A 25,400-nucleotide genomic window follows, 5' to 3' on the forward strand; every position below is an offset into this window, starting at 1 on the left:
GAGATAAGGAAATGAAAAAGCAGATCAAAGACTTGACCCGCCGTGCTCTGCATAATGCCGACGCGGCATATTATGTGTTATCCCGAGTTCGGGATAAGACATACTCGCGAGGAGTGATGTCCACGCGGACGTCGTTCCATTCCTCTGTCGGCAGGTCTCCCAGCCTGCGCTCCATCAGCGCCTCACCGGTCGAGACGATCTGGACGACGGCCGAATGGCCTTCTTCGAGATCGCGGGTGATCGACCGGATCAGTGTCGGGGATTTCATCGACGTCAGCAGATGCCCGAAAAACCTCTGCTTGGCCGACTCGAAAGCGCTGCGGGCGGCGGATTTCGCCTGCTTGTTCAGCGTGCCCGTGTCGCCGGTGATATTGGCGGCCTGCATCGCGGCGTCCAGATTATTATGAATGATCTGGAACGCGCCAGCATAGGCATCATAGATGCGACGCTGCTCGGGCGCCAGCTCATGCTCGACCAGCTCATATTCCACGCCATCGAAGGAGAGCGAGCGGGCGGTGTAGAGGCCGAGCGCGCGAAGGTCGCGGGCGAGAACCTCCATGGCCGCAACGCCGCCGTCCTCGATCGCCGTGACGAACTCAGCCCGGTTGGAGAAGGGAAAGTCCTTGCCACCCCAGAGGCCAAGCCGCTGGGCATAGGCGAGATTGTGGACCGTGGTGGCGCCGGTCGCGGAAACATAGGTGACGCGGGCGTTCGGAAGCGCATGCTGGAGACGCAGGCCGGCGCGGCCCTGCTGCGATGCGGCAACCTCGCCGCGTTCTCCCTTGCCGCCACCGGCGTTCTGCATCTCGTGCGCCTCGTCGAAAATAATGGCTCCGTCAAAGTCCTTTCCCAACCATTCGACGATCTGTTTGACGCGCGAAACCCTTGTCCCACGGTCGTCGGAGCGTAGCGTGGCATAGGTCGTAAATAGGACGCCTTCCGGCAGCGTGATCGGCTTGCCCTGCGGGAAGCGCGATAGCGGCGTCACCAGCAGGCGCTCCATACCGAGCGCGCTCCAGTCCCTTTGCGCGTCTTCGATCAACTTGTCGGATTTGGAGATCCACACCGCCTTGCGGCGGCCCTGCATCCAGTTGTCGAGGATGATGCTCGCGGATTCACGGCCCTTGCCGACGCCAGTGCCATCACCGATCATGAAGCCACGCCGGAAACGCACGGCATTCTTCGCGTCTTCGGGTGCCGCGCTGACGAGATCGAAGGTCTCGTCCACCGTCCACGAACCGGCGAGATAGTCGGAATGGGCCTCGCCGGCATAGATCAGGGTTTCGAGTTGTGCGTCGGAGAGCAGGCCGTGAATGTTGGTCGGTAAGTGTGGCCGGTAGCTTGGCTTCGGCGGCGCAACACTCGCCATCGCCACCGATTGCACGAGCTTGGTCGGATGCGCCGTAGAGCCGGGAATACGGATAACCTGAAGTCCGTATTCCTCGTAGATGGCGTCGGAGATACGGCCATCCTCGGCCGCCTGCCAGTCGACGGTCTCGTATTCGAGCGCCACGGCTTCGGGCTCGGCCAGCGGCGCGGAAGGAGCCGGCCTTGCGGCAGCGGCACGGTTCAGATAGCCGCGCACGGTGCGGGGCGCGGGCGCGGTGACCACAGGGACCGCGACGGACGGATCGACAGGCAGGCGCACAGGCAGATGCGTGTCGAGCCAGCCCATCAGCGTAGCAACATCCGGCGCGACACCGGGAGCGGCCGGAAAGAGAGCCGGATCATCGGCGGGCAGCTTGTCGATGACGGTGATCCGTGTCGGGATCGTCGTGCCGTGCTTGGCATAGACCGAGCCGTCGATCGCGGCGGAGAAGACGACGCGACCCCGCTCCTGCAGCCGGGTAAAGGCAGGAGTCCAGGCAACATTGTCAGGCGCGAAGTTCGCGCCGGTGATCGTCACCAGTCGTCCGCCGGGTGCAAGACGCGCCAGCGCCGAGGCGACGTGGCGATAGGCGGCGTCGGCCATGCGACCCTCAACATTGGCCATGGCAGAAAATGGTGGGTTCATCAGCACGATGGAAGGAACCAGACCGGGATCGAGATGATCGTCGATCTGGGCAGCATCGAAGCGGGTGACGGAAACGGCCGGAAACAGGGAAGAAAGCAGGCCGGCGCGCAGCTCGGCCAGCTCGTTGAGCACAAGCGCGCCTCCGGCGATCTCGGCGAGAATGGCGAGCAGCCCGGTGCCGGCCGAAGGTTCCAGCACACGATCGGCGGGCGTGATCGCCGCTGCCGTCGCGGCCACCAGGCCGAGCGGAACCGGCGTCGAGAATTGCTGGAAGGTCTGTGCCTCTTCGGATCGCCGTGTGTGGGTCGGCAGGAGGCTGGCGATTTTCGACAGGGCGGAAAGTCGTGCAGCCGGAGAACCGGCTTTACGGAAAAGCGCCTTTCCGTATTTGCGCAGGAAGAGGACGGTTGCGGCCTCGCAGGCGTCATAGCCGGTTTTCCAGTCCCAGGCGCCGGCCGCATCGGAAGCTCCGAAAGCGGTTTCCATTGCGGCGCGCAGCGTAACGGCATCGACACGCTGGCCGCGCTCGAGATGGGGAAGAAGAAGATCGGCGGCCGCGAAGACGGAAGCGGCCGTGTCGGTGTCGGAAGCAAGCGGGAGTGACGCGGAAGCAGGAGCCGCCGCAGATGCGGAAATCATGTTCATGGGAACGACCTCGGGAGAGCAGAACAGGATTGAGCCGCGCAGCGCTCTCTCTCGACCGCACAGGCTCAAACCCGTCCCGGCAACCCTCTCCCTCTCCGTCCCGAGGAAAGACGCCCGACTACGAGGTGGAAATAGCCGTGGCTGCCATGACAAGAGCACCCGACCGTTGGGTGGGACGCTCAGCCGATAGACGTGGGTTTCGATGATCTCAGGCATCAGGATCACCTTCATCGAGAACCTGGGCGAGCCAACCATCGGTATAGGTCCATGCGACGGTCTCGCCGGTGGCGAGATCAAGGACGTGCGCCCCGCCGCCGAAACCATCGATCCGCGGGCGTGAGCAGGTGTTGGCGTACTGGAAACCCCAACGACCTGTCAGGCCGAACTCGGCCGCGCAGATCTTCACGAACTGGATCAGACGCTCGGGATCGCCGGTGACGTCATCGTGCATCCAGAGCTGAGTGCCACCATGTTCGGGCTGGATCGAGAGAAGGAAGCCCTCGGAAGGCGGTTCCTCCGAGGCGCCTTCCTCGGAGAGCTTGTTGTAAAGGTCGAGCGCGCGGGCGGCATTGTCGGGCGTGCCGACGTCGAGCAGGCAGGAGAAATGAGTGAAGTAGTTGGCCATATCAGGCTCCTGAAACGCAAATGCCCGGCGCGATGGCCGGGCGAGGTTGAGGGGATGCTTGCGGCTATGTCAGAGGCGGAAGTGGGCCACGAGCCGCTGCGCGTCGGCGTGATGCCGGAGCATTTCGCGATAGAAGCGCTTGCGGGCTTCCCGCTTCGCCGGATCGCGGCGGGCGCTGCGCGCGAGCCTGCGGCGCGCGGCGCGGATGACGGCCCGGTTGCTGTCCCAGACCATGATGTCGAGCCTCAGATAGGTGGCGTACATTTGAGCCCCCTACAGTTGATGCGTTCGCACAGGGCGTCGATCCGGGTCAGATCAAGGCCGGCGTGAGCGCCGTCATTGGTGAGGATGCTCCCGAGCGGCGGATCGATGTCGCCCCGCGCAAGGGCGATCTGAAGCAGCCGGAGACCAGCCAGTACGGCATCGCGCTCCTGGGCCGTGACCGCGACGGTCAGGAACGCTTCGATGGTCTCGTCATCTTCGAGCAGGCGAACGCCGTCGTCCGCGTCGATTTCGAAGTCGTCATATTCCGACACAGAGCCGGTAGCGAACCATTCGCCTTCATACATGAAGCTGTTGGCGAGGCTTCGCGCCTGCTCCGGCGTCGCAGCCTCGACGACGGTTTCGTAATAGACCAGGGCATCATGGCGTGCGGTGACAACAAATTTCGGCATGGGGGACTCCTCAAATGAAAGCGCCCGGCGCGGGGGCCGGGCTGGATCGGGGAATGTGGTGGGGCATCGGGGTCAGGCAGCCTGGAACAGCGCTGCCCGGACGGTCTGCCGCCAATCAGGATGAACCAGGCGGCCTTCGAGGACGCTGGCGCGGAAACGAAGCACGCGGGCGGTGCTGTGATTGTCCCATCCGGCCTCCAGGGAGGCTTCGCCGCGCAGCTTGCTCGCCTTTGCCACGACAAGGCGGGCCTCGCCGTCGGAGGCGACGGGATCGCACCATCGGATGCCGCGCTGCCACGGCTCGCCGGCAAGCACTTGCCGGTGCTCACCGTCAACGACAACAAACAGCCGGGGCTGGAAACCGATGGCATCGTCGTCGCCGGTGACGATACGGCTCTGTCGGGCAATCCCTTCGACGAAGGCGATCGCCTCATCGAGCGAGCCGCATTGCGCCAGTTCGATCGTGGTAACCGTGGAATAGGAACCGTAGATTGGATCGTCTTCCGGATACTCAATTTCTCCGAGGCAGGTGACGCGCAGGGGAAATTTCCGGGAGGCCAACAGAGCGGCAACGGCGCGCGAAACTGGAACGCCGGCATTCGCAAAGGTGAAACTGTTCATCACGATATCTCCGCGACGGGCGGCGGAAGCCTCTCTCCCGACCCTCATCCCGCCACGGCCAAACCGGCCCTACTCTCCCTCTCATCGCTCTCGCATTGCGGCCGTGGCCGGCATGAAAAAAGCGCCCCACCGATCGGCAGGACGCTTTTTGAGATTCAATCGATGGCCTGGAATATCTCGGACGCCTCGGGATGGCCGTCCAGATTGTCGCGAAGGCGGTGGAAGCTTTCCACCAGTAGGTCGGATTCGTATTGGAAGGTGAGATGCGAAAGCGTGAACATCGTGGCGATGATGCCGGCGGCCTCCGCCGAGACCTCGCCACGAAACTCCGTGAGGCCGCTTTCGATCCGGTAACGTGGCCTGGACGTCGGTGCGAGGAACAGCGGCTGATCATGATGCTCGTAGAAATTCCAGAAGCCGCCGCGATAGTCGTCGGGGCTGAGCCGCTCCATGATCGTATAGACCGCGGCCTCGGCGACGATGAAGAGCCGATGCCCGAACAGCGTCGGCAGGAACTTCCCGCGGCGATGATCCGGAACGAGGGTTGCAAAATGAGAAGTAGCGACTTGCGTAGACATGGAACTGGTTCTCCGGAGAGCGGAAAAGGACAGGACCGGACGGCGCTCTCTCTTTGCCCGTCCGAACCCATCCCGGCCCCGCAGCACTCTTCCTCTCAGTCCCAAAGTTCGTCCGCGATCTCGCGCGTGAGCATGGTCCGTGCCTTCATCATCACGTCCGTCACCGGACGTGTCGATATGCCCATAGAACCGCGCGCGTCGACCATTCTCGGTCCAGTCGGCATAATAGCAGTAGGTCTGTTCCGTGCGCCGGAAGGCCCTCATGTCGGATGCCCAGTGCGGCTTCGGCTCGACGACAACGGTGACGGTGCCATGCGTCTCCTCCCACGGAAGCGAACGCTCCGCGGGAGGATTGCTGCGATCGTCGGCGAAGATCTCGTCGATCGTCGTCATGATGCACCTCCGTCTTCGGGGTTCTCGATGAAACCGGCCGGATCGTCGGGATCGGGCGGCAGATAGAGATCGTAAGGATTGCCGTCGGCGAGATGGCCGAACGGCGTCATGACGATATCGCCGTCATCCGCGCGGCCTACGGCGCAGACGACATAGCGACGCTCGCGGGTGACGGCATCCAGGCACTCCATGAGTGCGAGATTGCCGTCGCCGGCGGCGCGAAGCAGGGTGTTGAAGTTCGTGCGGGCATGGTCGGGGATGGCCATGAGGTTTCTCCAGAAACGAAAAAGCCCGGCGCGATGGCCGGGCCGGGTTGATCGGGAAGGTATGTGCTCAAAGCGCCGCGCGGTTTATGGATTTATCGGAATGTACTGACCGAGAACCGGCGTCAGCGCGTCGTTGATCGCGTGCAGAAGTGCCGTGCGCTCGCCGTCCGACAGACGGGAGAGCGCATGGTCGGGGATGAGATTGTTGACCGCGTGGGTGGCATCGTCGATCAGGCCGTCGAATTCCTCGGAGGCGAGAGCGGCACTATCCGGGACCGCCTCCTGACCGGCCTCCGTGCCGTCATCGACGAAGCCGTCGATGACGACGACATCGAGCGTATAGCTGCCGATCATCGTGTCGTCGGACAGGAATCCGGCGCCCATCAGCCGCGAACGAATGGCATCGTCGGTGGCCTCTGCGGCCCAGACATATTCCTTTCGCTCGTCAATCAGGACGCCGCTTTCGTCCTCCAGGTCGAATTCGAGAGTGGCATGAATTTTCATCGTTATTCTCCAAAACAAAAAAGCCCGGCATGGGACCGGGCTGTGAAACAAGGGAGGGAAGACAGCGGGGCGACCTGAGTCACCCCGCCGATGCGACCTATTCGGCAGCCACCAGATGTTCGGGTTCCTCACTGCTGGCGCCGTCGTCCGCGGCATCCTCGTCGTCATCGCCTGCGAGGAAATCGGGCAGCGCCGCTTCGTCACCGCCATCGCCGTCTGCCGATGGTTCCACGGCCTGATCGGCATCGGAACCGGCAAGACGCAGCGGCTCCGGCAGCCAGCCGGTATCCGCCAGCAGGCGCTCGGCCTCCTCGACCATTTTGGCCTTTTTCATGTCGGCAATCAGGTCGGCCATCCGATCACCGGCACCTTCGCGCACGGCTTCGAGAATGCGGATTTTGGGGACGCGGCCGAGATAGTTGACGGCCGTCGGCCGGAAACCTGCCTCCGCCATGTCTAGGCCGGTGACGCGGGCAAGGCGGTCGGCTTCCGCCATGCGGGTCTGAAGACCCTGTTCCGTTATGCCGGTCCCGCTGAAGGGGTTCGGCCGCTCATAGAGCGCGTTGATGCCGAACGAGACGCAATGCGCCAGCAGCGCCATGCGGCTGGTATCATCGAGCGCATGGAGCCAATCCCACAGCGCATCGGCGTCCGTCGGAAGATCCGCCTTCCATCCCGCGTGCCGCTCGGCGACCGACTTCGCATAGGGGCTGTCCTTGAGGTCGATGCCCTGCTCGCGGAAGTACACTTCCTGGACCGAGACTCGCACGGTCGATCCGGTGGTAGACTGCTTGAAGCGGTCGCGCACCAGCCGATGCAGCAGCGCCGTCATGGCGACATGCGGATTGGCGGCCACGGCGTCGCTCAGTGCCACGGTGCGATGCGCCGTCAACTCGATCACCAGCTTTTCGGGAAGAGGCTTGATCGTGTCCTCTTCTTCCTCGGGCTCGGCCGACTGCCCATCGATGGTGATGGTGGCGCGCTGAACATCAGGCGCCGCCGCACCATCCGTATCGCTGCCAGCTTCAGCCTCCGGCGTTCCGCCTTCGGCGCTCTCGACCGGCTCGTCCTCCGGACGGACCCAGCCGCGATCGACCGCAAGCGTTCCATCCTCGTCGATGCTGACGAAAACGCCGGCGATGGCGATGTCGGCGGGATCGTAGATCGCCGGACGACGCTCGAAAGCTTCGAGCTGCTTTTCGATCTCGCCGAGGCGCTGGTCGATGTCGGCGGGCAGTTCGTCAGCGCCTTCATGCTCGGCCTCGATCCGTTCATATTCGTCGCGAAGCGCCTGGCGGGCAGCCCGCTCCTCCTCGGTGAGATCGGCGAAGGTGAAGCCGAGCGAGCGCAGGCCGTGATCGTGGCCGTAGGGAAGATTGATATCGACCGTGATCCACTTCCAGCCCTCGGCCGAGATCTCGTCAGCGATGGTCTTCAGCTTCTCGGCAACCAGCCGGTCGAGAAGCGGCACGTCGTCGAGCCAGCCGTTTTCCTCATCGTCGAAGAGGTAGCGCGGCAGCACCGGGCCACCCGCTGCCATATAGGCGTCGATGCCGACGAAGGCCGCACGCCTGTCGGAAACCGGAACGCTGGTTTCGGTCAGTATGTTGCGGATGCGCCAGGGCTCGCGGTAGTGGGACTGCTGGAGGGCCTCCCAGACCTGCTCCTGGCGCTCGTGATGCGGATTCGCGGTGAACGCCTCCAGTTGCGCCAGCGTCATGCTGTTCTGGGCATAGGCTTCGTGCAGCACCGGCGAGACCTTGGCGAGCGCCATGCGCTGGTCGACATAGCGCTCGGTGGTGAAGTAGGCGCTGGCGACTTCTGCCTTGGTCATGCCGCCATCGACCATGCGCTTGAACGCCTTGAACTGGTCGAGCGGATGGAGCGCGCGCCGGAAGGTGTTCTCGGCGAGCGAGTCGTCGACAGCGCTGGTCTTCGCATCGGCCTTCTTGACGATGCAGGGAACGAGGCCATCGGCCGGGAAGCGCCCGGTCTCGACCAACCGCGCGACGGACCTGTAGCGGCGACCGCCGGCCGGGGTCTCGAAATCGCCGGTTTCGTTGCCGTCAGCATCAAGGATGGCGCGGACATTGAGACCCTGCACGAGGTCCTCGCGGCGGTCGATGTCCTGGGTGAGTTCGTCAAGGCCGGCTTCGACGTCGACTTCCCGCACGTTGTCGGCCGAGAGGTGGATGCGATTGAACGGAATGTCGCGCGACCGCGAGAAGACAATGATTGCAGGTGCGGACTTTTTCTTGGCAGCTCTTGCCATGGTGGGTTACTCCATGACGGGCAGCCGAGAGACTCTCTCTCGACCTACCAACCCGTCATGAAATCCCCAGCCTCTCTCTCCCTCTACAGCGCGGGAGGCAGGCTCGGCGTCACCAGTCGAAGCACCCAGGCCGCTGCGCGTTGACACCGTATTTCCGGCGCAGCGCCTCGATCGCCGCCTCCTGCCGCTCGATCCTGAGCCGTAGCCGGTCCATATCTGGACCTGACACCAGCAGAAAGCCGTCGAGAACGCGCCGGTATTCTACCTCGTCGGCGCCGGTCCACCGGCTCATCCGGCGATGATAGTATCGCGCCTTCGGACGCCGGCCGATCGTCTCGGCTTCGGCCCGGTCGCTGAGCGCACGCTCGGCAAGGGCGAGGTTGCGGCGGGTTTCCGCAAGACTGGTTTCCATGCGCGCCAGGGCCGCGCGCAACTGCTCACGGTCGATCATGGCCGCCGCCTTGCCCCGAAGTTTCATCGGGATCGTCAAGATCGAGATCCTGCTGCTGGAAGCGCGGCGGGATTTTCTCCTCCGGTCCCTGCCAGACGATCCGGCCGTTCTTCCAGATCGTGACGAAACCGCCACCTGAAGGCCGTGGCATCGGCGGCTTCGCCTCGAAATTCCGGCAACAGAAATCCGCCGTCGTCGCGGAGAAGACGGTCGAAGTCCGGCCGACGAGCAACACGCGGTCGCACGTTCCGGAAGGCCGTTTGACGCGCCGGCGCGAAAGGCCGAGCCGAAAATTTTCGTAGTCCCGCTGCTCGCGTTCGGGCGGGGCGTGCCAGTGGATGCAGTTTTTGCATCGGCCATCCTGCCGGGCATCAGGCCCATCGAGCGGAGGCCCGCCATTATGGCCGGACGGAAGGGAGCGTTCGGTCATACCGCGCCTCCCGTCCTGACCTCGGGCGTGACGCGAACCATGCGCCGGACGACGACGGGCCGCGTGTCGCTGGCCTGGGCGAGCCGCTCGATCAGCGCGAAATCCGCATCGGAGCATTTGCCGCACACCTCGATATCGACCCAATGACTGGCCCGGCCGAGATTGGAACCGCCAAGGCTGTGACCGTCGAGGATGTGGAGGCTTTCGTCCGGATCGATCGGACGGGCTTGTGAGGCGAGAAAAAGGATGCCGGAGCCGAGATTGCCGCAGAACAGCAGTTGGTCGGCTTCGGTCGCGTTCTGCCCAAGAGCGGCCTTGCGCCTGCCGATCTGCCGGAAGGCGTCGGCGAAGGTTGCCGGGTTGCGGGTGATCCGCACTGCGAGCTGCTGATGGAAGACCCACGGTGGCCTGTAGGGATCGAGCTTGCCGACCGCGATCTGATGGAGAAAATCGGTAAAGCTCGCCGGGTCCGCCGGATAAGGGCAAGTCCGCCAGATCTCGCGGACGCGGTGGCGCAACGGATCGGGGAACGCGAACAGCCGGGCACGGCCTTTGCGCCACCAGGCCGCCCGCTGGCTGCGGCGCTCGCGTTCGGCCTCGTCCCACCAGACGGCGCGGCGGGCCATTTCCTCGTCTACGCTGTGCTGACCGGCAGCGATGTCGTCGGCGAAAAGCGGCAGGGCCTCGCGTTCGAGGCGCTGCTTGCGCAGGAACGCCGCGCGTTTGCGCGACGTGTCTCCATAGGGTTCGGGTCTGTGCCAGCGACGGAAGCGCATCACGCGGCCCTCCTGTCGATGGCGGTTTCCGGTTCGGCGACGGGCCGCTCGTCCTCCGGCAGGAAGGACAAGATCCAGTCGGCCGCCTTGCTGGCTTGCGAGGCTGCGCGGACGATGACGCGATTGTCTGCGCGCATCGTATCGATCCACGCGCCAATGTAGTCGCTATGCCTCACGGTCGGGACGATCCCCATCGCCGCGCAGCAAAAGGCGCTCGAAATTTCGGCCACACATTCCTCGAAAAAATAAGGCTTTGAGCCAAAGGAACCGGACAAATCCCGATTGAGCCGGCTGTGATGGCCGCTCGCGTGACCGACTTCGTGGAGCGCAGTTCTGTGCCAGTTGATCGGCTCGAAATAGGCGGCGGGCGGAGGTACGTGCACCACATCGAGCGACGGAATGTAGAAAGCCTTATTGCCGCCGATGTGGAAGTCGATGCCTGTCGCCTTGATGAGCGCCTCAACGCGCGGCTCGATCATGCCGGGCGGCGGAGGTGGCGCGATGGTCTCGATCTCCTCGGGCAATCCTTCGCATTGCGCCGTGTTGAACACGGTGAAGCGTTTCAGGAAGGGGATAGCGTGGGCTTCCTCGCCGGCGTCGCGCGCACGCTTTTTCTCGTCGTCGGGGACGAAGCGGTCGGCATAGACGACAGTCGTGCCGCGTTCGCCCTTGCGGACATTTCCGCCAAGGGAAAGGGCCTGGCGGAAAGTGAGCCAGCCCTGAGCGGGAAAGCCGTGCTCGATGACGGCACCCCAGAGGATGAGAACATTGATGCCGCTGTAGCTGCGGCCGGTGCTGGCGTTTCTCGACAGTCCGAGCGGTGCTTTCGCTGCCGACGTGCCCCAGGGCTGCACCCAGGGAATACGTCCGGCCTCCAGCTCGGCGATGATCTTGTTGGTAATTTCGTCGTAAAGGTTTGCCCGATCCGATCCGGTACGGTCATATCTGGACATCGCGGTTCTCCGCGACGGGCGCCGGAAGCCTCTCTCCCAGCCCTCAACCCGTCGCGGAAAACCCGGCCCGCACTCTCACTCTAAGGGGGCGTTGCGGGGTCTCCCCGCTGAAGAGGGTGCGCCGGCAACGCAGTGCCGGCCAGGGGGAAAGCTTTCCCCCACCCAAGATACGGAAACTCGTGGAAACGACAGTCCGGAATTCAGCCTTGGAACCTCGACCAGCAATTCCGAATCAAAGCCCATGCCGCCGATAGCATCGAGGCGATGCCGTCATGCGTCATATTGCGCGAAGTTAAGATCGGAGACGAGACTGTCGATGGCGATGCCGGTCCTGTCGCAGAATTCCAGCATTTCAATCCAGGGATTGCTGCCGGGATCGCGGTCCCACAGACGCACGATATATTGCTGGTAACCATGGCCCGCGGTGATATCGCCAAGCAAATGATGCTCAAGCAGGTTCATACGCTGACGTAGCTTGGTCTTACCCAGGCTGAATGCGCCCGCCACATCTTCAGCCGGCAGATTGTCGACGTCTCGTGCCTCATGCGCTCCGTCAGCTTGATGGCGAAGGCGCGCTCTTCAAGGGGAAGCTCCTTCAGTCGGTCGATGAAGGTAGCCAGCCCTTCGACCTCTTCATCGAGTCGGTAACGTCGAACACCTCTGTCGAAGCTGCGGCGGTCTTCGTTGCTCATCTTGGAATCGAAGCGCGGCCCGCCTTTTTCGGCGGCGTAGATATGGCGATCTTGCCCAGCATGGCGCCGCTTGCGTCGACAAGCCGCTCCTGGCAATCGGGGATCGCGCATTGGTTTCCGCTATAGGCGAAGAGTTTCTTTATCGTGGATTGTGTCGGATCAAGTCGTTCGACCGGCTTCTTGGCCATATGTGCGGAACCATCACTCTGAAATCGGACTGGCTGTGCACCGGGATATTGCAACGAGCCGGGGAATGTCGTCTTCGGCGTAAAGCCGGAAACACGTAAAACCGTGGATCAGGGTTTCAGGGAACGGAGAAAACCGCCCTAGAGATCGCCGACGTGTTTCTCGATCTGCGCCGCCAGCCTGATGAGCTTCTGGTCGCGCAGGATGCCGATGAAGTCTGTGGCCGAAACACGCGACCGGCTGAGATTGCTCCGCGCATTCGCCAGCGAGCTGACAAGCTGCTCCGGAACGTGCTCGTAGAGAGCGGCAAGGAAAACATCCGGCGACTGACGCATGAGGCCATGCTTGCGCAGCTCGCCGACCGGAAAATCGCGCAGGTTCCAGGTGATGATTGTCGATGCACCGGCCTCGATGGCGGCCGCTGCGACATGACGATCATCCGGGTCGGGGAGACTGACGGCCTGAACATGCCTTTCGTATCCGGCGACCATCGCGCTCGGCAGGGCGACGTCCATGAGGCGCTTGGTGGCTTCCAGCCGGTCGATCGAGAGGCCCGGCGTTTTGGCCACGAGGTTGCGCATCCATTCGTCATGGATCGTGTCGGTCCAGCGCGCATGGAACAGGCGATCGACGCTGGCCTGGACGATGATATTTCTCAAATGGAACGGATAGAGGATGCAGGCATCGCAGACTGCGACGGAGAGACTAAATGCCATAGCGCAGATGGAGGTCCTCGGCGTCAGCCGCCAGATCCTGCATGGCCTTGCGCTGGACGTCGAGCTGCGCCTTCAGCGCCAGCACGTCCTTGAGCGAGGCGCGGCGATGCTTTCCGACGTAGCGGAACGGCAGGTCGCCGATGTCCATGCGATGGACGACAAGCGGACGAGAGATGCCGAGAATGGTCGAGGCTTCGGTCGGGCTCAGTTCCTGATTCTCGGCAATGACCGCCACCCGTTCGCCGCTGAGCAGCCGCGAAAGCAGGGTTTCTATGGCATTGGCGGCGGCCGGCGGCAGTGAAACCGTCTGCTCCGCACCGTCCCGGCGGCGGACATGCAGTTCGACATGATCGCCCTCGCCGAGTTTCGGCAGGTGCGTTACATTCTTGCGATCCCGGTCCGAAAGGCCGGCAAACTGGACGACTTGGCTGGCCATGGCATGTTCTCCTTGCCTGCCAATATAGGGATATACGTCATCAACTGCAATAACTGAAATCGAACACACCTTGCGGGACCGGCGACGGGAGCCGTCGCCGGCAAGGTGCGGGTCCGTGCTCTGCGCCATCACGCCGCCTGCCTTTCTACCTGTTCGGGAAACACGGCTTTGTCCTCTTCATCCAGGAGGGAGGCGATTTCCTCGCAGGTGCGGGTGACGGCGAGCTTCAGGGCCTCATCGATATGGACATAGCCCTGTGTCACGCTTTGAGCAGCATGGCCAAGCAGTGCCCTGATCGTCAGCTCGGAGAAGCCGAGATCGCCGGCGACGCTGCCGAAGGTGTGGCGCAGCGTGTGCGGCGTGACACCCTCAATACCGACGCTGGCGCAGAGCCTGAAGAGGCAGGCCTTGGCCGACGTGAAATGGCCGTCGGTAATATCGGACGGGAAGACATACGGATTATTGCCGCGAGCCGGCTGGCTGGCAGCGATCTTCGCGGCGGAAGGGCCGATCGCACGGATCTGCGCATCGCTCTTGGTGTCGGGGAAAGCCACGTAGCCGACCCCGGCGTTGAGCCAATGGCGTTGCACGCCTTGTCCCTCTGAGATGCGGAAGCCTGTGAGCGCCAGGAAGCGGACGATGGCGAGGGCCACAGGGCTTTCGCCGTTGCGTTCCGCGTGCCGCATCGCGGCGCCGAGTTTCTTGATCTCGGCCACGCTCAACCGCCGCTGTTTCTTCTTGCCCGCGAGCTTTCGCGCGCCGCGGCTCGGATGGCTTTCGATTTTGTCGAGGCGGGCGGCGTGACCAAGGATACTCTGGAGCGTTCCGACGGCGCGGGAGGCAACGCCGGGGCCGCCGGTCGTGACGCCGCCTCGACCTCCGCCTCGCGGCTTCGCCGTCTTGCCGGCCACGATATCCGACTGCATCCCCTCGATATCGGCCACCTTCAGCGTATGCGCGAGGCGACTGCCGAGGAGCGGCTTGATGTGCGTTTCGATGCGGCTCTTGTCCATGGCGAGCGTCGATTTCTTGATCGGCCGATTGCGGCGGCCGAGGATGCGGCCAGCCTCGGCCTCGGCGAGATACCAGTCACACAAGGCAGAGACTGTCTGCTGGTGATGCGGGTCCTTGTCGGCATCGGCAGGATCGTCTCCGTCCGCGATCATGCCGAGCTTGACCTTGGCCTTTTCGCGAGCCTGCTCAACGGTCATCACTCCGAAACGGCCGAGATTAATGCGCCGTTCCTTGTTGGCCGCGTTTCGATAATTCAGCACGAACGTCTGGAGACCGGAGGGGAGCATGCGGACTCCGAAACCCCGGAGTTCGCCGTCCCACAAGAATGCCTGCTTGCCCTTCTCGGGCGGGGTCATGGCTTCGAGTGCCCGCTTGGTGAGTTTGGCCATGTTGCTTCCTCTCTGACTGCGGTTGACGATTTTGCTGACAATAGCATAACTGCTTGGCCTTTGTCAGCAAGTTGTCAGCGGAAAAAGAGAAATGGAAGCGTATTTGACGGATACAGACGGCGATGCAAAAATGAAATTATATAATTATTTTAGTATGATAGAGAGAATTCGGATAGTGTAGCGTAGGGTCTCGTCAATCTTGCCAAGGTTGGAGTCAAGGGTTCGAATCCCTTCGCTCTCTTCAGATTTCTAAAGGAAATCAAAGGATTGAGTAAGGGCCATCTTCGGGTGGCCCTTCCCTTTTTGGGCTTGGCCAACACCTGGTCAACACGAATGACGCCTGAGCAGGCAGGACGGGATGATCGCCTGAACACCAGCCGGACGATGCCTCGGCGAGCCGAACTGATTCGAGTCCGTCTCCAATGCGCATTGCCCAACTGGCTCGGGCAGACAAGTGGACCCGCGTATCGTTTCAGGCCGGGCGAGTTCCTTCACCGCGACCAGCAACAGCCCGATGGACAGGAGGGCCGGAATGACGGGTACACTGCCGCCATGCCAGCGTTTTGTTTCGGCGCTGGGCTGGAGATGCCCATAAGGATCAGGGCGAGAACGGCGTTTTTGCCGGCGCGATTCCAAGTCTCGAAGACGTCCGACTCTTGGCTCAGGTAAGATGAGGTACATCACAGGCGCCCAATCCCCGAACGATATCGAGCGCGCTCAAGTTCGATCCTTAAGGCTGCCTTAAGCCTCGTATAGAAATGCGACCTGGAACCTCGGGTGATAACCATGCGCGTGCTGATAGTCGAAGATGATGCCGTCCTCAGAGACGGATTGACGGTGGGCCTTTCGATTGGCGGCTTCACCGCCGATGCGGTCAAAACCTGCGAAGAAGCCGGCGCAGCTCTCACGAACCATGAGTTCGATGCGCTGGTGCTTGACCTGATGCTTCCCGACGGTTCCGGCCTCGACGTGCTGAAATCCCTGCGGGAACGGCAGGACGCCACGCCCGTCCTCCTCCTGACTGCGCGTGATCAGGTCGCCGACCGGATTCACGGACTGGATGCGGGGGCCGACGACTATCTCGGCAAGCCGTTCGACCTCGACGAGGTCGCGGCGCGGCTGCGCGCGCTCGTCCGCCGTGCCGCTGGCCGGCCGCAGGCGCTTATCGAATGGCGCGGCCTGCGGCTCGATCCTGCAAACCAGAATGTCGAACACCAAGGCGAACCCATCCGCCTGTCGCGGCGCGAATACTCGATTTTGCATGCCCTCATGATCCATCCCGGCCGGATCCTGTCGCGGAGCCAGATCGAGGAGAAGCTTTACGGCTGGCAGGAGGAGGTCGAGAGCAATGCTGTCGAGGTCCACATCCATCATCTTCGCGGCAAGCTGGGACCGGGCATGATCCAGACCGTCCGTGGGATCGGCTATCGCCTCGGAGACGAACCGTGATGCCGTCGATCTCCAAACGGCTGTTCCTGATCCTCGCCCTGACCACCGGTCTCGTCTGGCTGTCGGCGGTCGTCTGGATTTTCCTTTCCACGCGCGCGGAGGTGGAACGGGTTCTCGACGCGCGGCTGATGGAAGCCGGCCGGATGGTTTCCTCATTGATCGTCAGCCAGGAGATCGCCATCGATCCGACGCAAACGATCACGTCCGATCTGCCGGTGCGCGGCCACAGCGCCTATGACCGCCAGCTTTCGTGCCAGATCTGGTCGCTGCAGGGGACATTGATCGGGCGATCGGATGCGGCGCCCGATCAAGCAATGTCGGAGCACACCGACGGGATCTCCGAAACCGTGATAAATGGTGAGCGGTGGCGGGTTTATGCAATCACCAATACCGAGCGCGGTGTTCGCGTTCTGGTCGGCGACAATCTGAGTATCCGTAACGGGTTGGTGAACGACGTCATCCGCGGTCTTCTCCTGCCGGTCCTGCTGATGTTGCCGGTTCTTGCTGTCCTGATCTGGCTCAGCGTCAGGCGCGGCCTTGAGCCGCTAAGGAAGATCGCAGGCGACCTGGAAGCACGACCCGCCTCCGACCTCAGCCCGATCGAGGACGTGCAGACCGCGAAGGAGATTGCGCCGGTCTTGCAGTCGCTCAACGGATTGTTTGCACGCGTGGCCGGGCTTCGGGAACGCGAGCGCAACTTCACCGCCTTTGCCGCCCACGAACTGCGCACGCCGTTGGCCGGCCTCAAGACGCAGGCGCAGGTCGCGCTTGCAAGCGGCGATGGCACGATCCGCGAGCAGGCATTGCGTCAGATCATGGTTGGCGTAGACCGCACCGGCCGGCTCGTTCGGCAATTGCTGGATATGTCGGCGGTTGAGGCGCTCGACCAGGGCGAGCGTAGTGGGAAGGTATGGCCCGGGAGTATACTGAGAGCGCTCGCGGACGAATTAGCAGATCCGACCAGGGGCGTTGCGGTCGAGGTTTCCCCTGATCTTGACCGCATCGAGCTGGACATCGAGCCGGATCTGTTCGCTCTTGCTGCCCGGAATCTGATGGAGAACGCTGTGAACCATTCGCCGCCCGGAGGCGTCGTCAGGTGTCGTGTGGCCGGCCCCGCCGAAGAGGGCCAGATGATCATCGAGGATGATGGTCCCGGTATCCCCGAGGAGGAGTTGGCCCGCGTCACCGAACGCTTCTTTCGCGGCCGCAACAAAGTACCGGTCGGCAGCGGTCTCGGTCTCGCGATCGTCGAACTGGCGCTCGGGCGGAGTGGTTGGCACCTACGACTTCAGAATCGCGATTGCGGAGGGCTGCAAGCGGTGATGGCGAACGCCGCGTGACCCGTTGCACATACATGGTGCGGGGCGCAGCCAACTCATCTTCAAGAAGATGGAGTGCCAGCAGGATGCGCCAACGCAGGGAGTGATCTTCTCGCCGCGCGACGAAGCTATCCCACCAAAAGATGCCCCATAGCCGGATCTGCTATCACAACCAGCGGGCTCCCGTCGCGAACGTTGTCGGCGAGGTGGATGACATCCTGATTGATCATCCGGATGCATCCTGATGAAACGGCCTGGCCGATGGTCCAGAATTCCGGGTTTCCGTGGATGCGATAGATCGTGTCCCGGTTTCCTTCATGAATGTAGAGGGCGCGTGCTCCAAGTGGATTTTTCAGCCCCGGGTCCATGCCGCCATTGGCGATTGAGTAGGGCTCTAACTCGGGTTGGCGCGCAACCATTTCATCGGGAGGTGTCCAGCGCGGCCATTCCCGCTTGTATGCGATATGACGCCCTCGACCAGCCCACGAAAAACCGTCCCTGCCGACACCCACACCGTATCGGGTTGCGCGGCCGTGAGGCTGAACGTGGTAGAGGTAACGGTTTGGCGTATCGACGATGACGATTCCGGCTCGTTCATCGGTTGGATAGTCGACTTCCGTCCGCCACCATTTCGGATCGACCTTGGAAACGTCGACTTCCGGGATCGGGAAGCGCTCGTTCGGCAGTGCGTAGTACATCGGGGGCGTCGGCGGCGGAGGAGGCATCGAGACCGGCTGCGCGACTTGCGGTGTTTGCCTCGTGGAAACGCATCCGGCGAGAGTCATTGCGCTGGCGCCAATGAGGAAAGCGCGTCGCGCGATTGCGGGTGTCGGTAGCTTGCTCACGTTTCGTACGCTCTCTGCTTTGCGATCAATCAGGCCGCACAGCACGATGCCCATCTTAAGAGCAGCTTAAGGTAAGCGCGGCCGAAGATAGCGAAGCGGCGGGGACTTCAGGCGCCGGCCTGCGGCTCAAGTGATCCGGCCGAACAGGTTTTCGATTGGGTGGGGGCACTTTGTTGGAAACGCGGGCTTGCGTCGCAGGCGAGGAGCACTTTTCCGCCCTTAAGCGGGCCTTAAGGAACGCCCGCTTTGCCGCCGGTCCTGTGAAGGAGACGAGGATGCGGACGCGACTTTTAAGAAACAACGCCGTAGCGTCCGCGGAAGGTGTTGGATGCGGCATCGATGCTGATGCTCGACGCAAGAATGACCAATGGACCCGCCGCGAGCTTCTGCTCGGGGGCCTGGTGGTGCCGGTAGGATTGTTGGCGACTCCCAGCGGGATGGCCGCCGCCAATCCGGCTGCAATGGTCACGGACGTCGCTTCCTACCGGGAGAGACTGGAGCAGATCGCACGAACACATAGCTTCGCGCTCATCGACATCCGTGCGGATTGGTGCGCGGTGTGCCACCGCATTGAGCGGGAAATCCTCGCCCACCCTGCTGTGCTGCAACACCTTGAGGCTGTCCCTCTCGTCAAGGTGGACGTCACGGCGATGGACGAGGGAAACCGCCAGCTCCTCTCCCACCTTCGAGCGAGCGGCCCGCCGACATTCTTCGTCGTGGATGCAGCCACCGGACAGGAATACAACGGCACCCGTTCGGTCGGACCGTTCAGCAGGCGCGATCTCATGCGGCGGTTGCGGCCGTTCACCCGATAGTCCGGAGTCAGGATAAACTGCCGTCGCATCTTCGGCTCAATGCGGTCCTTAAGACTGTCTTAAGCTCGGGAGAGTGCGCTCGCTTCAATATCCATGATCTGGAGCTTTGAGACCATGCACGATCGGCGCCTCTGCACACGTAGACCTCATCCTTTCGCTATGGGTAGGCCGCCGTTCCGCGGTGCATTGAGTCGGCGGACCTTGCTCTCGGGCCTGGCGGCGCTCGCTGCCGCCGGCTTTGCCATGCCCGTGCGTGCCGACGACATGTCAGCCGAGATGATCCTGAACGACCCGGAGGCGCCGGTCGGCGGCAACCCGAACGGCGACCTGACGATCGTCTCGTTCTTTGACTATAACTGTCCTTTCTGCAAGCGCACCGTCGAGCCGCTGAATACGGTGCTGGAATCGGACGGCAATGTGCGTCACGTCTACAAGGACTGGCCGATCCTCGCGCAGTCTTCGGTCTATGGCGCAAAGCTGGCGTTGGCGGCCGGGTATCAGAACCGCTACGAGGAAGCCTATCTGGCGTTGATGGGTATCGAAGGGTCGCGGGTGCCAGAAGAGCAGATGCGACAGGCATTGGAAGGTGCCGGCTTCGACACGGCGGGTCTCGAGACCGAAGCCAACCGCCGCGACGCCGAGATCACCGCCTTGCTTCAGCGCAATAACGCGCAGGCCGAGGGGCTCGGTCTGCGTGGCACGCCCGTGTTTCTGATCGGTCGGTTTCTCGTCGCCTCCGCCCTCGACGAGGACGGCTTCCGCCAGGTTGTCGCAGACGCTCGCGAAGCGTCTTGATGCATCCCGATCGCGATCATCCGAGTAATTTCATGTCCTCAATGCCCATACTCCGCCTCCTTGCTGGCCTGTTCTTCGTCTTCCTGTCGCTGCCCGCCGCGGCGCAACAGGAGGATCTCCTGCAAGCCGAGGAAGCCTTCCGTTTCTCGGTTGAGCGGAATGCGGATCAGCAGATCCAACTCCGGTGGGAAATCGAGGAAGGCTATTACCTCTATCGCGATCATCTGGAAGCGAAGGATGCCGCGACCGGCGAGCCGATCCCGCTGTCGACTGGACCGGGCGTCGTGGAGACAGAGGATGCCAACTTCGGTCCTTCGGAGGTCTATTATCTTGAAGCGGTGGCACGTCTCGGCACTGAAGCGCCCGGGCAGGTCGCAGTCACCTATCAGGGCTGCAAGAAGGATTCGATCTGCTATCCGCCGCTGACCCTGACGGTCAACACGGCAAACCTTCAGGTTTCCGAACCCGTTGTCGGCTTTGGCATAGGTCCAACTCCGGCCGCCCCTGCCGGAGGGACGGGAAACGGCGGCTTCAGCCTGGCTGAGGACACGCAGGACGGCGGCATGGTCGGCTCGCTTCTCGCCAGCGGCGGTGCGATCTGGGTGATCGTGAGTTTCCTCGCCTTCGGGCTGTTGCTCGCCTTCACGCCCTGCGTGCTGCCCATGTATCCGATCCTGAGCGCGACCCTGGCGCGCGAGGGCGAGGCATTGACGGCCCGGCGCGGCTTCATCCTGTCTTTGGCCTATGTGCTGGCAATGGCCGCAGCGTTTGGCCTGCTTGGCGTGGTTGCCGCGTGGTCCGGCCAAAACCTCCAGATGGTGCTGCAATCGCCCTACGCCATTGGCGCCGTCGCAGCGCTGTTCGTCGTGCTGGCGACGGCGATGTTCGGCCTGTTCGAACTGCAACTGCCGACCACCTGGGTCAGCCGGATGGCAGGGGTACAGGCCGGCACGCGCGGCTCGGTGGGCGGAGCCGCCGGAATGGGCTTCCTTTCCGCGCTGATCGTCGGTCCCTGCGTCACCGCGCCGCTCGCCGCGGCACTTCTCTATATCGCACATACGGGCGATGCCTGGATCGGCGCGAGTGCGCTGTTTGCCCTCGGGCTCGGCCAAGGCATTCCGCTGATCGCCTTTGGCACGATGGGGAGCCGCGCTCTGCCGCGTGCGGGGGCGTGGATGGTGCAGGTCAAATACGCGTTCGGCTTCGTCTTTCTCGGCGCGGCGATCTGGATGGTCTCCCGAATCCTGCCGCCGCAAGTGACGCTGGCGCTTTGGGCGGGCCTCCTCTTGATTGTTGCGGTCTTCATCGGCGTCGCTGATCGGCTCCTGGCCGATGCGGGTGCCTGGCCACGTTTCCGCAAAGCCGCCGGACTTGGGGTTTCCCTCGGCGGCGTCATCCTGGCGATCGGGGCGGCGTCGGGCGGGACCGACCCGCTACGTCCGCTCGCCCACTTCGTCATGACCGGTTCGGGCCAGCAGATCGCCCAGTCCGAGATGACATTCATCGAGGCAAACTCGACGCCGCAGGTCGAGCAAGCGATTGCCTCTGCCAACGGACGTCCGACATTGGTCTATTTCACGGCCGACTGGTGCGTCATCTGCAAGACGATCGAACGCGACGTCTTTTCGAGCACGGAAATCGTTGCCGCACTGAACGACTTCCAGCGTGTCAAGGTGGATCTGACCGGACTGGATGAGGCCAGTCAGGGTCTGATGCGCGATCTTGCTGTGGTCGGCCCACCGACCATGATCTTCTTCAACCGAAATGCCTCGGAGGCAAACGGCTCCCGCCTCATCGGCGATGTGACAACCGATACGTTGCTGACATCGGTCTCTCAGGCGAGGCAGTGAGATGAACGCAGTCGCCATCGGGCCTTTCGTCTTCGCACCCGACCGCTTCGCCGCGATCCTCGCCATCGCCGCCTTTCTCCTGCTGAGCGAGATCCTCGCCCGCAAGGTCGATCAGCGCTTTTCGTCCTGGGCCTGGGGCGCGACCGTCGCTTTCGTGGTCGGCGCGCGCGTCGGGCACGTCATCCAGCACGCGAGCAGTTTCCTCGCCGAGCCGCTGCGCGTATTCTACATGTGGCAGGGCGGCTTCATGATCGAAGCCGGCATTGCGCTGGCGTTCGCCTACACGTTCTTTCGCTTCCGGCGCGAATTGCGGCTCACATTGTGGACGGCCCTGCCGAGCGCCGCTGCGGCCTATGTCGCGTTCTTCGTACTGCAGCTCAGCGCCGGCGTGCCGGCGACACCGCTGCCGACCGGAGACATCTACCGCACGCTGGCCGGAGAACGGTTCAATCCAAGTGAACTCGAAGGTCAACCTGTGGTCATCAACCTGTGGGCGACGTGGTGCCCGCCCTGCCGCCGTGAAATGCCGATGATGGCGGACGTTGCCGCAAATACGGACGCTGCCGAACTTGTCTTCGTCAACCAAGGTGAAGGCCAGGAGATCATTCAGCGCTACCTCACAGCCGAGAATCTTGAGCTTGAGCATGTGGTGCTCGACGGACTCGGTGAGTTCGGTCGTCATTACGAGGTACCGGGCCTGCCGGCTACGTTGTTCCTCAAGAGCGACGGGACGCTGCAATCGGTACACATGGGCGAGATCTCAAGAGAAGCCCTCGTGAGCGGCATTCAAGGTCTCGAATAGCCGCCGCAGGTCCGGCACGGCTGGCTTTTGCTGACGACCGTGACGAAGCTGCGACCATCCTCATGATGTTTTGTCATGCAATCCTCATTGAGCCTGCCATTCTCGGACGCTATTGGGCAAGGCAACAGGTCTTAGGGCCTTTGATCGAGACGAGCCTTAATTGTCTCCATCTGCTCGATCTCGCTGCGCTGGGCTGCGATGATTTCTTCGCAAAGCGTCAGCAATTCAGCATCGCGCAGGTCTGCTTCCCGGCACATGAGGATCGCGCCCGAGTGGTGCGGGATCATCGAATCGATGAACTGCCCGTCACCGATCAGGGTTTGGCTTCGTGTGGCTGCGAATGAGGCGATCGTCAAGACGAGGAAGACGGCGTAGAGGGTGATATTGAGCCCTTTTCGCGGAAACATGCCGGGCATCGTTGCCAGCATGAAGATGCCCATCGGCGCCCACATGGTCACGGCCATGTAGAACATGTTGAGATTGTTTCGGAAATCTTGAAATCCGTCGATCATCGAGAACATGACGACGTACATGACGATCAGGCCGAGCGCCATGTTGATCCAGAACATCAGGTAGGGACGTCCTTCGCCGTGATCGGCGTGTTCGTGCTTGCCATTATGGGACGATTGGGTCATCTCGTGGCTCCTTGGTTTTCGCTTAATGTCCGAGACCGATGCCCATGGGCTTGAGTAGCATCCAGATCGCCATTCCGACCATCATCAGGTTCTCCGTCAGCGAGACGAAGCCGAGCGGAACGTTGCTGTCACCGCCAACGCAGGCGCATTTGAGTTCGCGCTTGTCGATATAGACCGCCTTGAAGACCGATACGGCTCCGACAGTGCCGATGAAGAGGGCAACGGGGATCGACAGCCACATCAGCGCGCCGGCCATCATCAGGATGCCCGCCAGCGCTTCGGCGAACGGATAGACGTAGGAGTAGCGCACCCAGCGCTGGGCGAACAGATCGTAGTTGAGGAACATGGTAGCGAAGCTTTCCACGTCCTTGAGCTTCTGCAGGGCGAGCAGACACATGGCGATGGCAATGAACCATTCTGCCGCCGCAACGGTCGCAAGGGTACCGAACGCGGCCCAACTCGTCGCTAGCGCCATCAACGCAGCCATCGCGAACAACGCGATCACCGGCGTATAGGTGGTGGCGTCCTTGTCCTTTACCTCCTTGCCGAAGAAGGCGAGAAGATCGTCGTAGCCGCCGATGCGATTGCCGCCGATAAAGGTCTGCGGTGTGGTGTCGACGCCGTGCGTTTTCTTGAAAGCATCGATCTCGGCGCGCGACGTCAGCTCATGATCGTTGACCTCGTAGCCCTGCCGTTTCAGGAGGTCGAGCGATTTGAGACCGTAGGGACAGGTATGTTCGTGGGTCACCATCCTGTGCAGGTCGGCGCGTTTTGCGGTGGAAGTGGCCATGTCGTCAGTCCTTCGATTTCAGAGTTTTGCTTTTGCGAACACCTCGACCAACTCGCTGAATTTGCGGCGTTGCGCGTCCGCATCACCTGCCGCTATCGCTTCCTCGACACAGCAAGCGGCGTGGGTCTTGAGGATTTCGGTCTCGACCTTGGCCAGCGCCGCCTTGATGGCGTGGATCTGATGCAGGATATCGATGCAGTAACGGTCATCGGCCACCATCTGGCTGACCCCTCGCACCTGTCCTTCGATTCGCTTGAGCCTCGCGCGGAGGGCTTTGTTGTCCTTCTGGCACATGGCCGTAAAATACCCCGTATGGGTATATTTAAGGTTCGAGAGCCATCTTGGTTCCCTCCGATCAAAAAATCTCGCCGGCGCTTTCTGTCTGCTTTGCACCATTGTCGCGATCATCAGTGGGGTTGACCTTCCAATGGTTGGAACCCTCATCTTGGAGGGCCAAACGAAGGAGATGGACATGAAGATCAGAGCCGAGAATCTGATCGCCGCAGTTGGAGAGCTTCGGGTCGGGTTGCTTGCGGTCAGGGATCTGGCCGATACGCTGTTATCCCTGGTCGAGGCCCGCGGACGCATCACCATTTTCGAAACAGGGTTCCAGACGTGGTTCAGCGTCCACGCGAGCCGTTTGCCTTGACCGAAGGCGCACCGATGGGGCGCTTGTCGCCTTCGCGGTGGCAACCGTCCTCGTGCTGATGACCGGCAAAGGAAAAGGGCGGAATTGATCCGCCCTTCACCGTCTCATTGGCTGCGCTTGGCCAGCCATTCCTGCATCTGCGCGATTTCCGCCTCCTGGGCGGAGATGACCTCCTCAGCAAGTGCTCGCACCTCGGGGTCTGATCCGTGTTCGAGAACGACACGAGCCATGTCGATGGCGCCCTGGTGATGGGGGATCATGCCGCGCATGAAATCCTCATCCGCATCGCCCGTAAACTCGATCGCCATATCGGCATGCATCTTGTCGTTGACTTGCTGGTAGGCGCGAATGACAGGGTTATCCGAAGGCGCGGTGGCGCCGTGTCCGGCATGTTCGCCGTGATTCATGGTCGCTCCTTGGCCTTGCTCGTCCATCTGAGACTGTGCGTAGGCGAGTCCGCCAGCAATGACGAACGCGCCGGCAATGAAGATCGGGGTGAGCTTGTTCATGACACAGCTCCTGGTCAGTTTACAGTTGCAGGATAGCCGGCTTCTTCGAGAACCTGCTGAATAGCCCCCGCACTAGCAGTCGTCTCAACCTTGACCGCCCGCGCCTCCGGATTCGTCTCCACCCTGGCGGTGGGGTCGACTGACTGGATCGCCTTGGTGACGGATTTTGCGCAGCCACCGCAGGTCATGTTCTCGATTCTGAGTTCCATGAGAATTCTCCTTGTTTGGTCTCACGTTGCCAAATGTGGGGTTTCCAACCATGGGAAGGTCAATGGCGATTTTTCTCTGTTTGTCCTCTTGACCTTCC

30 protein-coding genes, 1 tRNA gene and 1 pseudogene are annotated in these 25,400 nt (G+C 62.3%); 9 read left to right on the forward strand and 23 right to left on the reverse strand.

The genetic code is table 11. The features are described from left to right. Positions 1-94: 94 nt before the first annotated feature. The 14 genes and pseudogenes from KWJ32_RS22250 to KWJ32_RS22320 form a co-directional block, all read right to left on the reverse strand. Positions 95-2,659: pseudogene (locus tag KWJ32_RS22250) on the reverse strand (strawberry notch-like NTP hydrolase domain-containing protein); the annotation flags it as partial. Between the two features lie 208 nt (positions 2,660-2,867). Continuing rightward, the gene (locus tag KWJ32_RS22255; RefSeq protein ID WP_097143173.1) at positions 2,868-3,284 is read right to left on the reverse strand and encodes a hypothetical protein; all 417 of its coding nucleotides are present in this window, start codon (positions 3,282-3,284) and stop codon (positions 2,868-2,870) included. A 69-nt stretch (positions 3,285-3,353) separates the two neighbouring features. Continuing rightward, complete coding sequence (locus tag KWJ32_RS22260; RefSeq protein ID WP_097143174.1) at positions 3,354-3,548, reverse strand: hypothetical protein; 195 nt, start codon at positions 3,546-3,548, stop codon at positions 3,354-3,356. Beyond that, positions 3,530-3,958: a hypothetical protein gene (locus KWJ32_RS22265; protein ID WP_097143175.1), complete on the reverse strand. Its 429-nt coding sequence runs from the start codon at positions 3,956-3,958 to the stop codon at positions 3,530-3,532. The genes KWJ32_RS22260 and KWJ32_RS22265 overlap by 19 nt, the downstream gene beginning before the upstream one ends. Positions 3,959-4,030: 72 nt before the next feature. Then, positions 4,031-4,579 (reverse strand): hypothetical protein, encoded by a 549-nt coding sequence (locus KWJ32_RS22270; protein WP_097143176.1) that lies wholly within the window; start codon positions 4,577-4,579, stop codon positions 4,031-4,033. 155 nt (positions 4,580-4,734) lie between these two features. Continuing rightward, complete coding sequence (locus tag KWJ32_RS22275; RefSeq protein ID WP_097143177.1) at positions 4,735-5,157, reverse strand: antirestriction protein; 423 nt, start codon at positions 5,155-5,157, stop codon at positions 4,735-4,737. Between the two features lie 389 nt (positions 5,158-5,546). Next, the gene (locus KWJ32_RS22285) at positions 5,547-5,816 is read right to left on the reverse strand and encodes a DUF6117 family protein (protein WP_097143178.1); all 270 of its coding nucleotides are present in this window, start codon (positions 5,814-5,816) and stop codon (positions 5,547-5,549) included. Between the two features lie 84 nt (positions 5,817-5,900). After that, positions 5,901-6,320 (reverse strand): hypothetical protein, encoded by a 420-nt coding sequence (locus tag KWJ32_RS22290; protein WP_097143179.1) that lies wholly within the window; start codon positions 6,318-6,320, stop codon positions 5,901-5,903. Between the two features lie 97 nt (positions 6,321-6,417). Continuing rightward, the gene (locus KWJ32_RS22295) at positions 6,418-8,592 is read right to left on the reverse strand and encodes a chromosome partitioning protein ParB (RefSeq protein ID WP_097143180.1); all 2,175 of its coding nucleotides are present in this window, start codon (positions 8,590-8,592) and stop codon (positions 6,418-6,420) included. A gap of 109 nt (positions 8,593-8,701) precedes the next feature. Further along, positions 8,702-9,043 (reverse strand): hypothetical protein, encoded by a 342-nt coding sequence (locus KWJ32_RS22300; protein ID WP_097143181.1) that lies wholly within the window; start codon positions 9,041-9,043, stop codon positions 8,702-8,704. Then, the gene (locus KWJ32_RS22305) at positions 9,030-9,473 is read right to left on the reverse strand and encodes a hypothetical protein (RefSeq protein ID WP_097143182.1); all 444 of its coding nucleotides are present in this window, start codon (positions 9,471-9,473) and stop codon (positions 9,030-9,032) included. Before KWJ32_RS22305 ends, KWJ32_RS22300 begins: the two co-directional genes overlap by 14 nt. Then, on the reverse strand, positions 9,470-10,249 hold the full coding sequence (locus tag KWJ32_RS22310) for a hypothetical protein (RefSeq protein WP_097143183.1): 780 nt from the start codon (positions 10,247-10,249) through the stop codon (positions 9,470-9,472). Before KWJ32_RS22310 ends, KWJ32_RS22305 begins: the two co-directional genes overlap by 4 nt. Then, positions 10,249-11,202, reverse strand: a complete 954-nt coding sequence (locus KWJ32_RS22315; RefSeq protein ID WP_097143184.1) for a zincin-like metallopeptidase domain-containing protein — start codon at positions 11,200-11,202, stop codon at positions 10,249-10,251. The genes KWJ32_RS22310 and KWJ32_RS22315 overlap by 1 nt, the downstream gene beginning before the upstream one ends. A gap of 270 nt (positions 11,203-11,472) precedes the next feature. Further along, positions 11,473-11,709, reverse strand: coding sequence for a hypothetical protein (locus KWJ32_RS22320; RefSeq protein ID WP_256886282.1), 237 nt, complete (start codon positions 11,707-11,709; stop codon positions 11,473-11,475). A gap of 29 nt (positions 11,710-11,738) precedes the next feature. Between KWJ32_RS22320 and KWJ32_RS22325 the strand changes: the two genes are divergently transcribed. Then, positions 11,739-12,020: a hypothetical protein gene (locus KWJ32_RS22325; protein WP_256886283.1), complete on the forward strand. Its 282-nt coding sequence runs from the start codon at positions 11,739-11,741 to the stop codon at positions 12,018-12,020. A gap of 200 nt (positions 12,021-12,220) precedes the next feature. On the opposite strand, the gene KWJ32_RS22330 is transcribed toward KWJ32_RS22325, so the two are convergent. From KWJ32_RS22330 to KWJ32_RS22340, 3 genes are all read right to left on the reverse strand, one after another. Beyond that, positions 12,221-12,796 (reverse strand): PIN domain-containing protein, encoded by a 576-nt coding sequence (locus KWJ32_RS22330; protein WP_097143147.1) that lies wholly within the window; start codon positions 12,794-12,796, stop codon positions 12,221-12,223. Beyond that, on the reverse strand, positions 12,786-13,232 hold the full coding sequence (locus KWJ32_RS22335) for an excisionase (protein ID WP_097143146.1): 447 nt from the start codon (positions 13,230-13,232) through the stop codon (positions 12,786-12,788). Before KWJ32_RS22335 ends, KWJ32_RS22330 begins: the two co-directional genes overlap by 11 nt. A gap of 128 nt (positions 13,233-13,360) precedes the next feature. Then, positions 13,361-14,635 carry an integrase family protein gene (locus KWJ32_RS22340; RefSeq protein ID WP_097143145.1) on the reverse strand — a complete coding sequence of 425 codons (1,275 nt, stop codon included), beginning with the start codon at positions 14,633-14,635 and terminating at the stop codon, positions 13,361-13,363. Positions 14,636-14,806: 171 nt separating this feature from the next. On the opposite strand from KWJ32_RS22340, the gene KWJ32_RS22345 reads away from it, so the two are divergent. The 3 genes from KWJ32_RS22345 (at position 14,807) to KWJ32_RS22355 (ending at position 17,424) form a co-directional block, all read left to right on the forward strand. Next, positions 14,807-14,876, forward strand: a tRNA-Gly gene (locus KWJ32_RS22345). A gap of 545 nt (positions 14,877-15,421) precedes the next feature. After that, positions 15,422-16,084, forward strand: a complete 663-nt coding sequence (locus tag KWJ32_RS22350; RefSeq protein ID WP_012092695.1) for a response regulator transcription factor — start codon at positions 15,422-15,424, stop codon at positions 16,082-16,084. Beyond that, positions 16,084-17,424 (forward strand): ATP-binding protein, encoded by a 1,341-nt coding sequence (locus KWJ32_RS22355; protein ID WP_012092694.1) that lies wholly within the window; start codon positions 16,084-16,086, stop codon positions 17,422-17,424. Before KWJ32_RS22350 ends, KWJ32_RS22355 begins: the two co-directional genes overlap by 1 nt. Positions 17,425-17,531: 107 nt before the next feature. On the opposite strand, the gene KWJ32_RS22360 is transcribed toward KWJ32_RS22355, so the two are convergent. Then, positions 17,532-18,188: a L,D-transpeptidase gene (locus KWJ32_RS22360; RefSeq protein WP_109707754.1), complete on the reverse strand. Its 657-nt coding sequence runs from the start codon at positions 18,186-18,188 to the stop codon at positions 17,532-17,534. Between the two features lie 335 nt (positions 18,189-18,523). On the opposite strand from KWJ32_RS22360, the gene KWJ32_RS22365 reads away from it, so the two are divergent. The 4 genes from KWJ32_RS22365 (at position 18,524) to KWJ32_RS22380 (ending at position 22,510) form a co-directional block, all read left to right on the forward strand. After that, complete coding sequence (locus KWJ32_RS22365) at positions 18,524-19,063, forward strand: thioredoxin family protein (protein ID WP_012092692.1); 540 nt, start codon at positions 18,524-18,526, stop codon at positions 19,061-19,063. A 186-nt stretch (positions 19,064-19,249) separates the two neighbouring features. Beyond that, a complete protein-coding gene (locus KWJ32_RS22370) occupies positions 19,250-19,858 on the forward strand; it encodes a DsbA family protein (protein ID WP_037092232.1) in 609 nt (202 codons plus the stop codon). A gap of 41 nt (positions 19,859-19,899) precedes the next feature. Next, on the forward strand, positions 19,900-21,708 hold the full coding sequence (gene dsbD / locus KWJ32_RS22375; protein ID WP_049768453.1) for a protein-disulfide reductase DsbD: 1,809 nt from the start codon (positions 19,900-19,902) through the stop codon (positions 21,706-21,708). Between the two features lies 1 nt (position 21,709). Further along, positions 21,710-22,510 (forward strand): TlpA disulfide reductase family protein, encoded by an 801-nt coding sequence (locus KWJ32_RS22380; RefSeq protein WP_012092689.1) that lies wholly within the window; start codon positions 21,710-21,712, stop codon positions 22,508-22,510. A 131-nt stretch (positions 22,511-22,641) separates the two neighbouring features. On the opposite strand, the gene KWJ32_RS22385 is transcribed toward KWJ32_RS22380, so the two are convergent. Genes KWJ32_RS22385 through KWJ32_RS22395 form a run of 3 tightly spaced genes read right to left on the reverse strand, consistent with a single transcriptional unit; the run spans position 22,642 to position 24,229 of the window. After that, on the reverse strand, positions 22,642-23,145 hold the full coding sequence (locus KWJ32_RS22385) for a DUF305 domain-containing protein (protein ID WP_012092688.1): 504 nt from the start codon (positions 23,143-23,145) through the stop codon (positions 22,642-22,644). 22 nt (positions 23,146-23,167) lie between these two features. Next, positions 23,168-23,935, reverse strand: a complete 768-nt coding sequence (locus tag KWJ32_RS22390) for a glutaredoxin family protein (RefSeq protein WP_012092687.1) — start codon at positions 23,933-23,935, stop codon at positions 23,168-23,170. Positions 23,936-23,953: 18 nt separating this feature from the next. Then, positions 23,954-24,229, reverse strand: coding sequence for a metal-sensitive transcriptional regulator (locus tag KWJ32_RS22395; protein ID WP_028034411.1), 276 nt, complete (start codon positions 24,227-24,229; stop codon positions 23,954-23,956). A 178-nt stretch (positions 24,230-24,407) separates the two neighbouring features. Between KWJ32_RS22395 and KWJ32_RS22400 the strand changes: the two genes are divergently transcribed. Beyond that, positions 24,408-24,584: a hypothetical protein gene (locus KWJ32_RS22400; protein WP_156122387.1), complete on the forward strand. Its 177-nt coding sequence runs from the start codon at positions 24,408-24,410 to the stop codon at positions 24,582-24,584. 104 nt (positions 24,585-24,688) lie between these two features. On the opposite strand, the gene KWJ32_RS22405 is transcribed toward KWJ32_RS22400, so the two are convergent. Together KWJ32_RS22405 and KWJ32_RS22410 are read right to left on the reverse strand one after the other, a co-directional pair. Then, on the reverse strand, positions 24,689-25,093 hold the full coding sequence (locus KWJ32_RS22405; protein WP_012092685.1) for a DUF305 domain-containing protein: 405 nt from the start codon (positions 25,091-25,093) through the stop codon (positions 24,689-24,691). 14 nt (positions 25,094-25,107) lie between these two features. Further along, a complete protein-coding gene (locus KWJ32_RS22410) occupies positions 25,108-25,302 on the reverse strand; it encodes a heavy-metal-associated domain-containing protein (RefSeq protein ID WP_012092684.1) in 195 nt (64 codons plus the stop codon). Positions 25,303-25,400 lie beyond the last annotated feature (98 nt).

The organism is Ochrobactrum sp. BTU2 (assembly GCF_024539785.1).
In the GTDB taxonomy this organism is placed as follows: Bacteria; Pseudomonadota; Alphaproteobacteria; order Rhizobiales; family Rhizobiaceae; genus Brucella; species Brucella anthropi.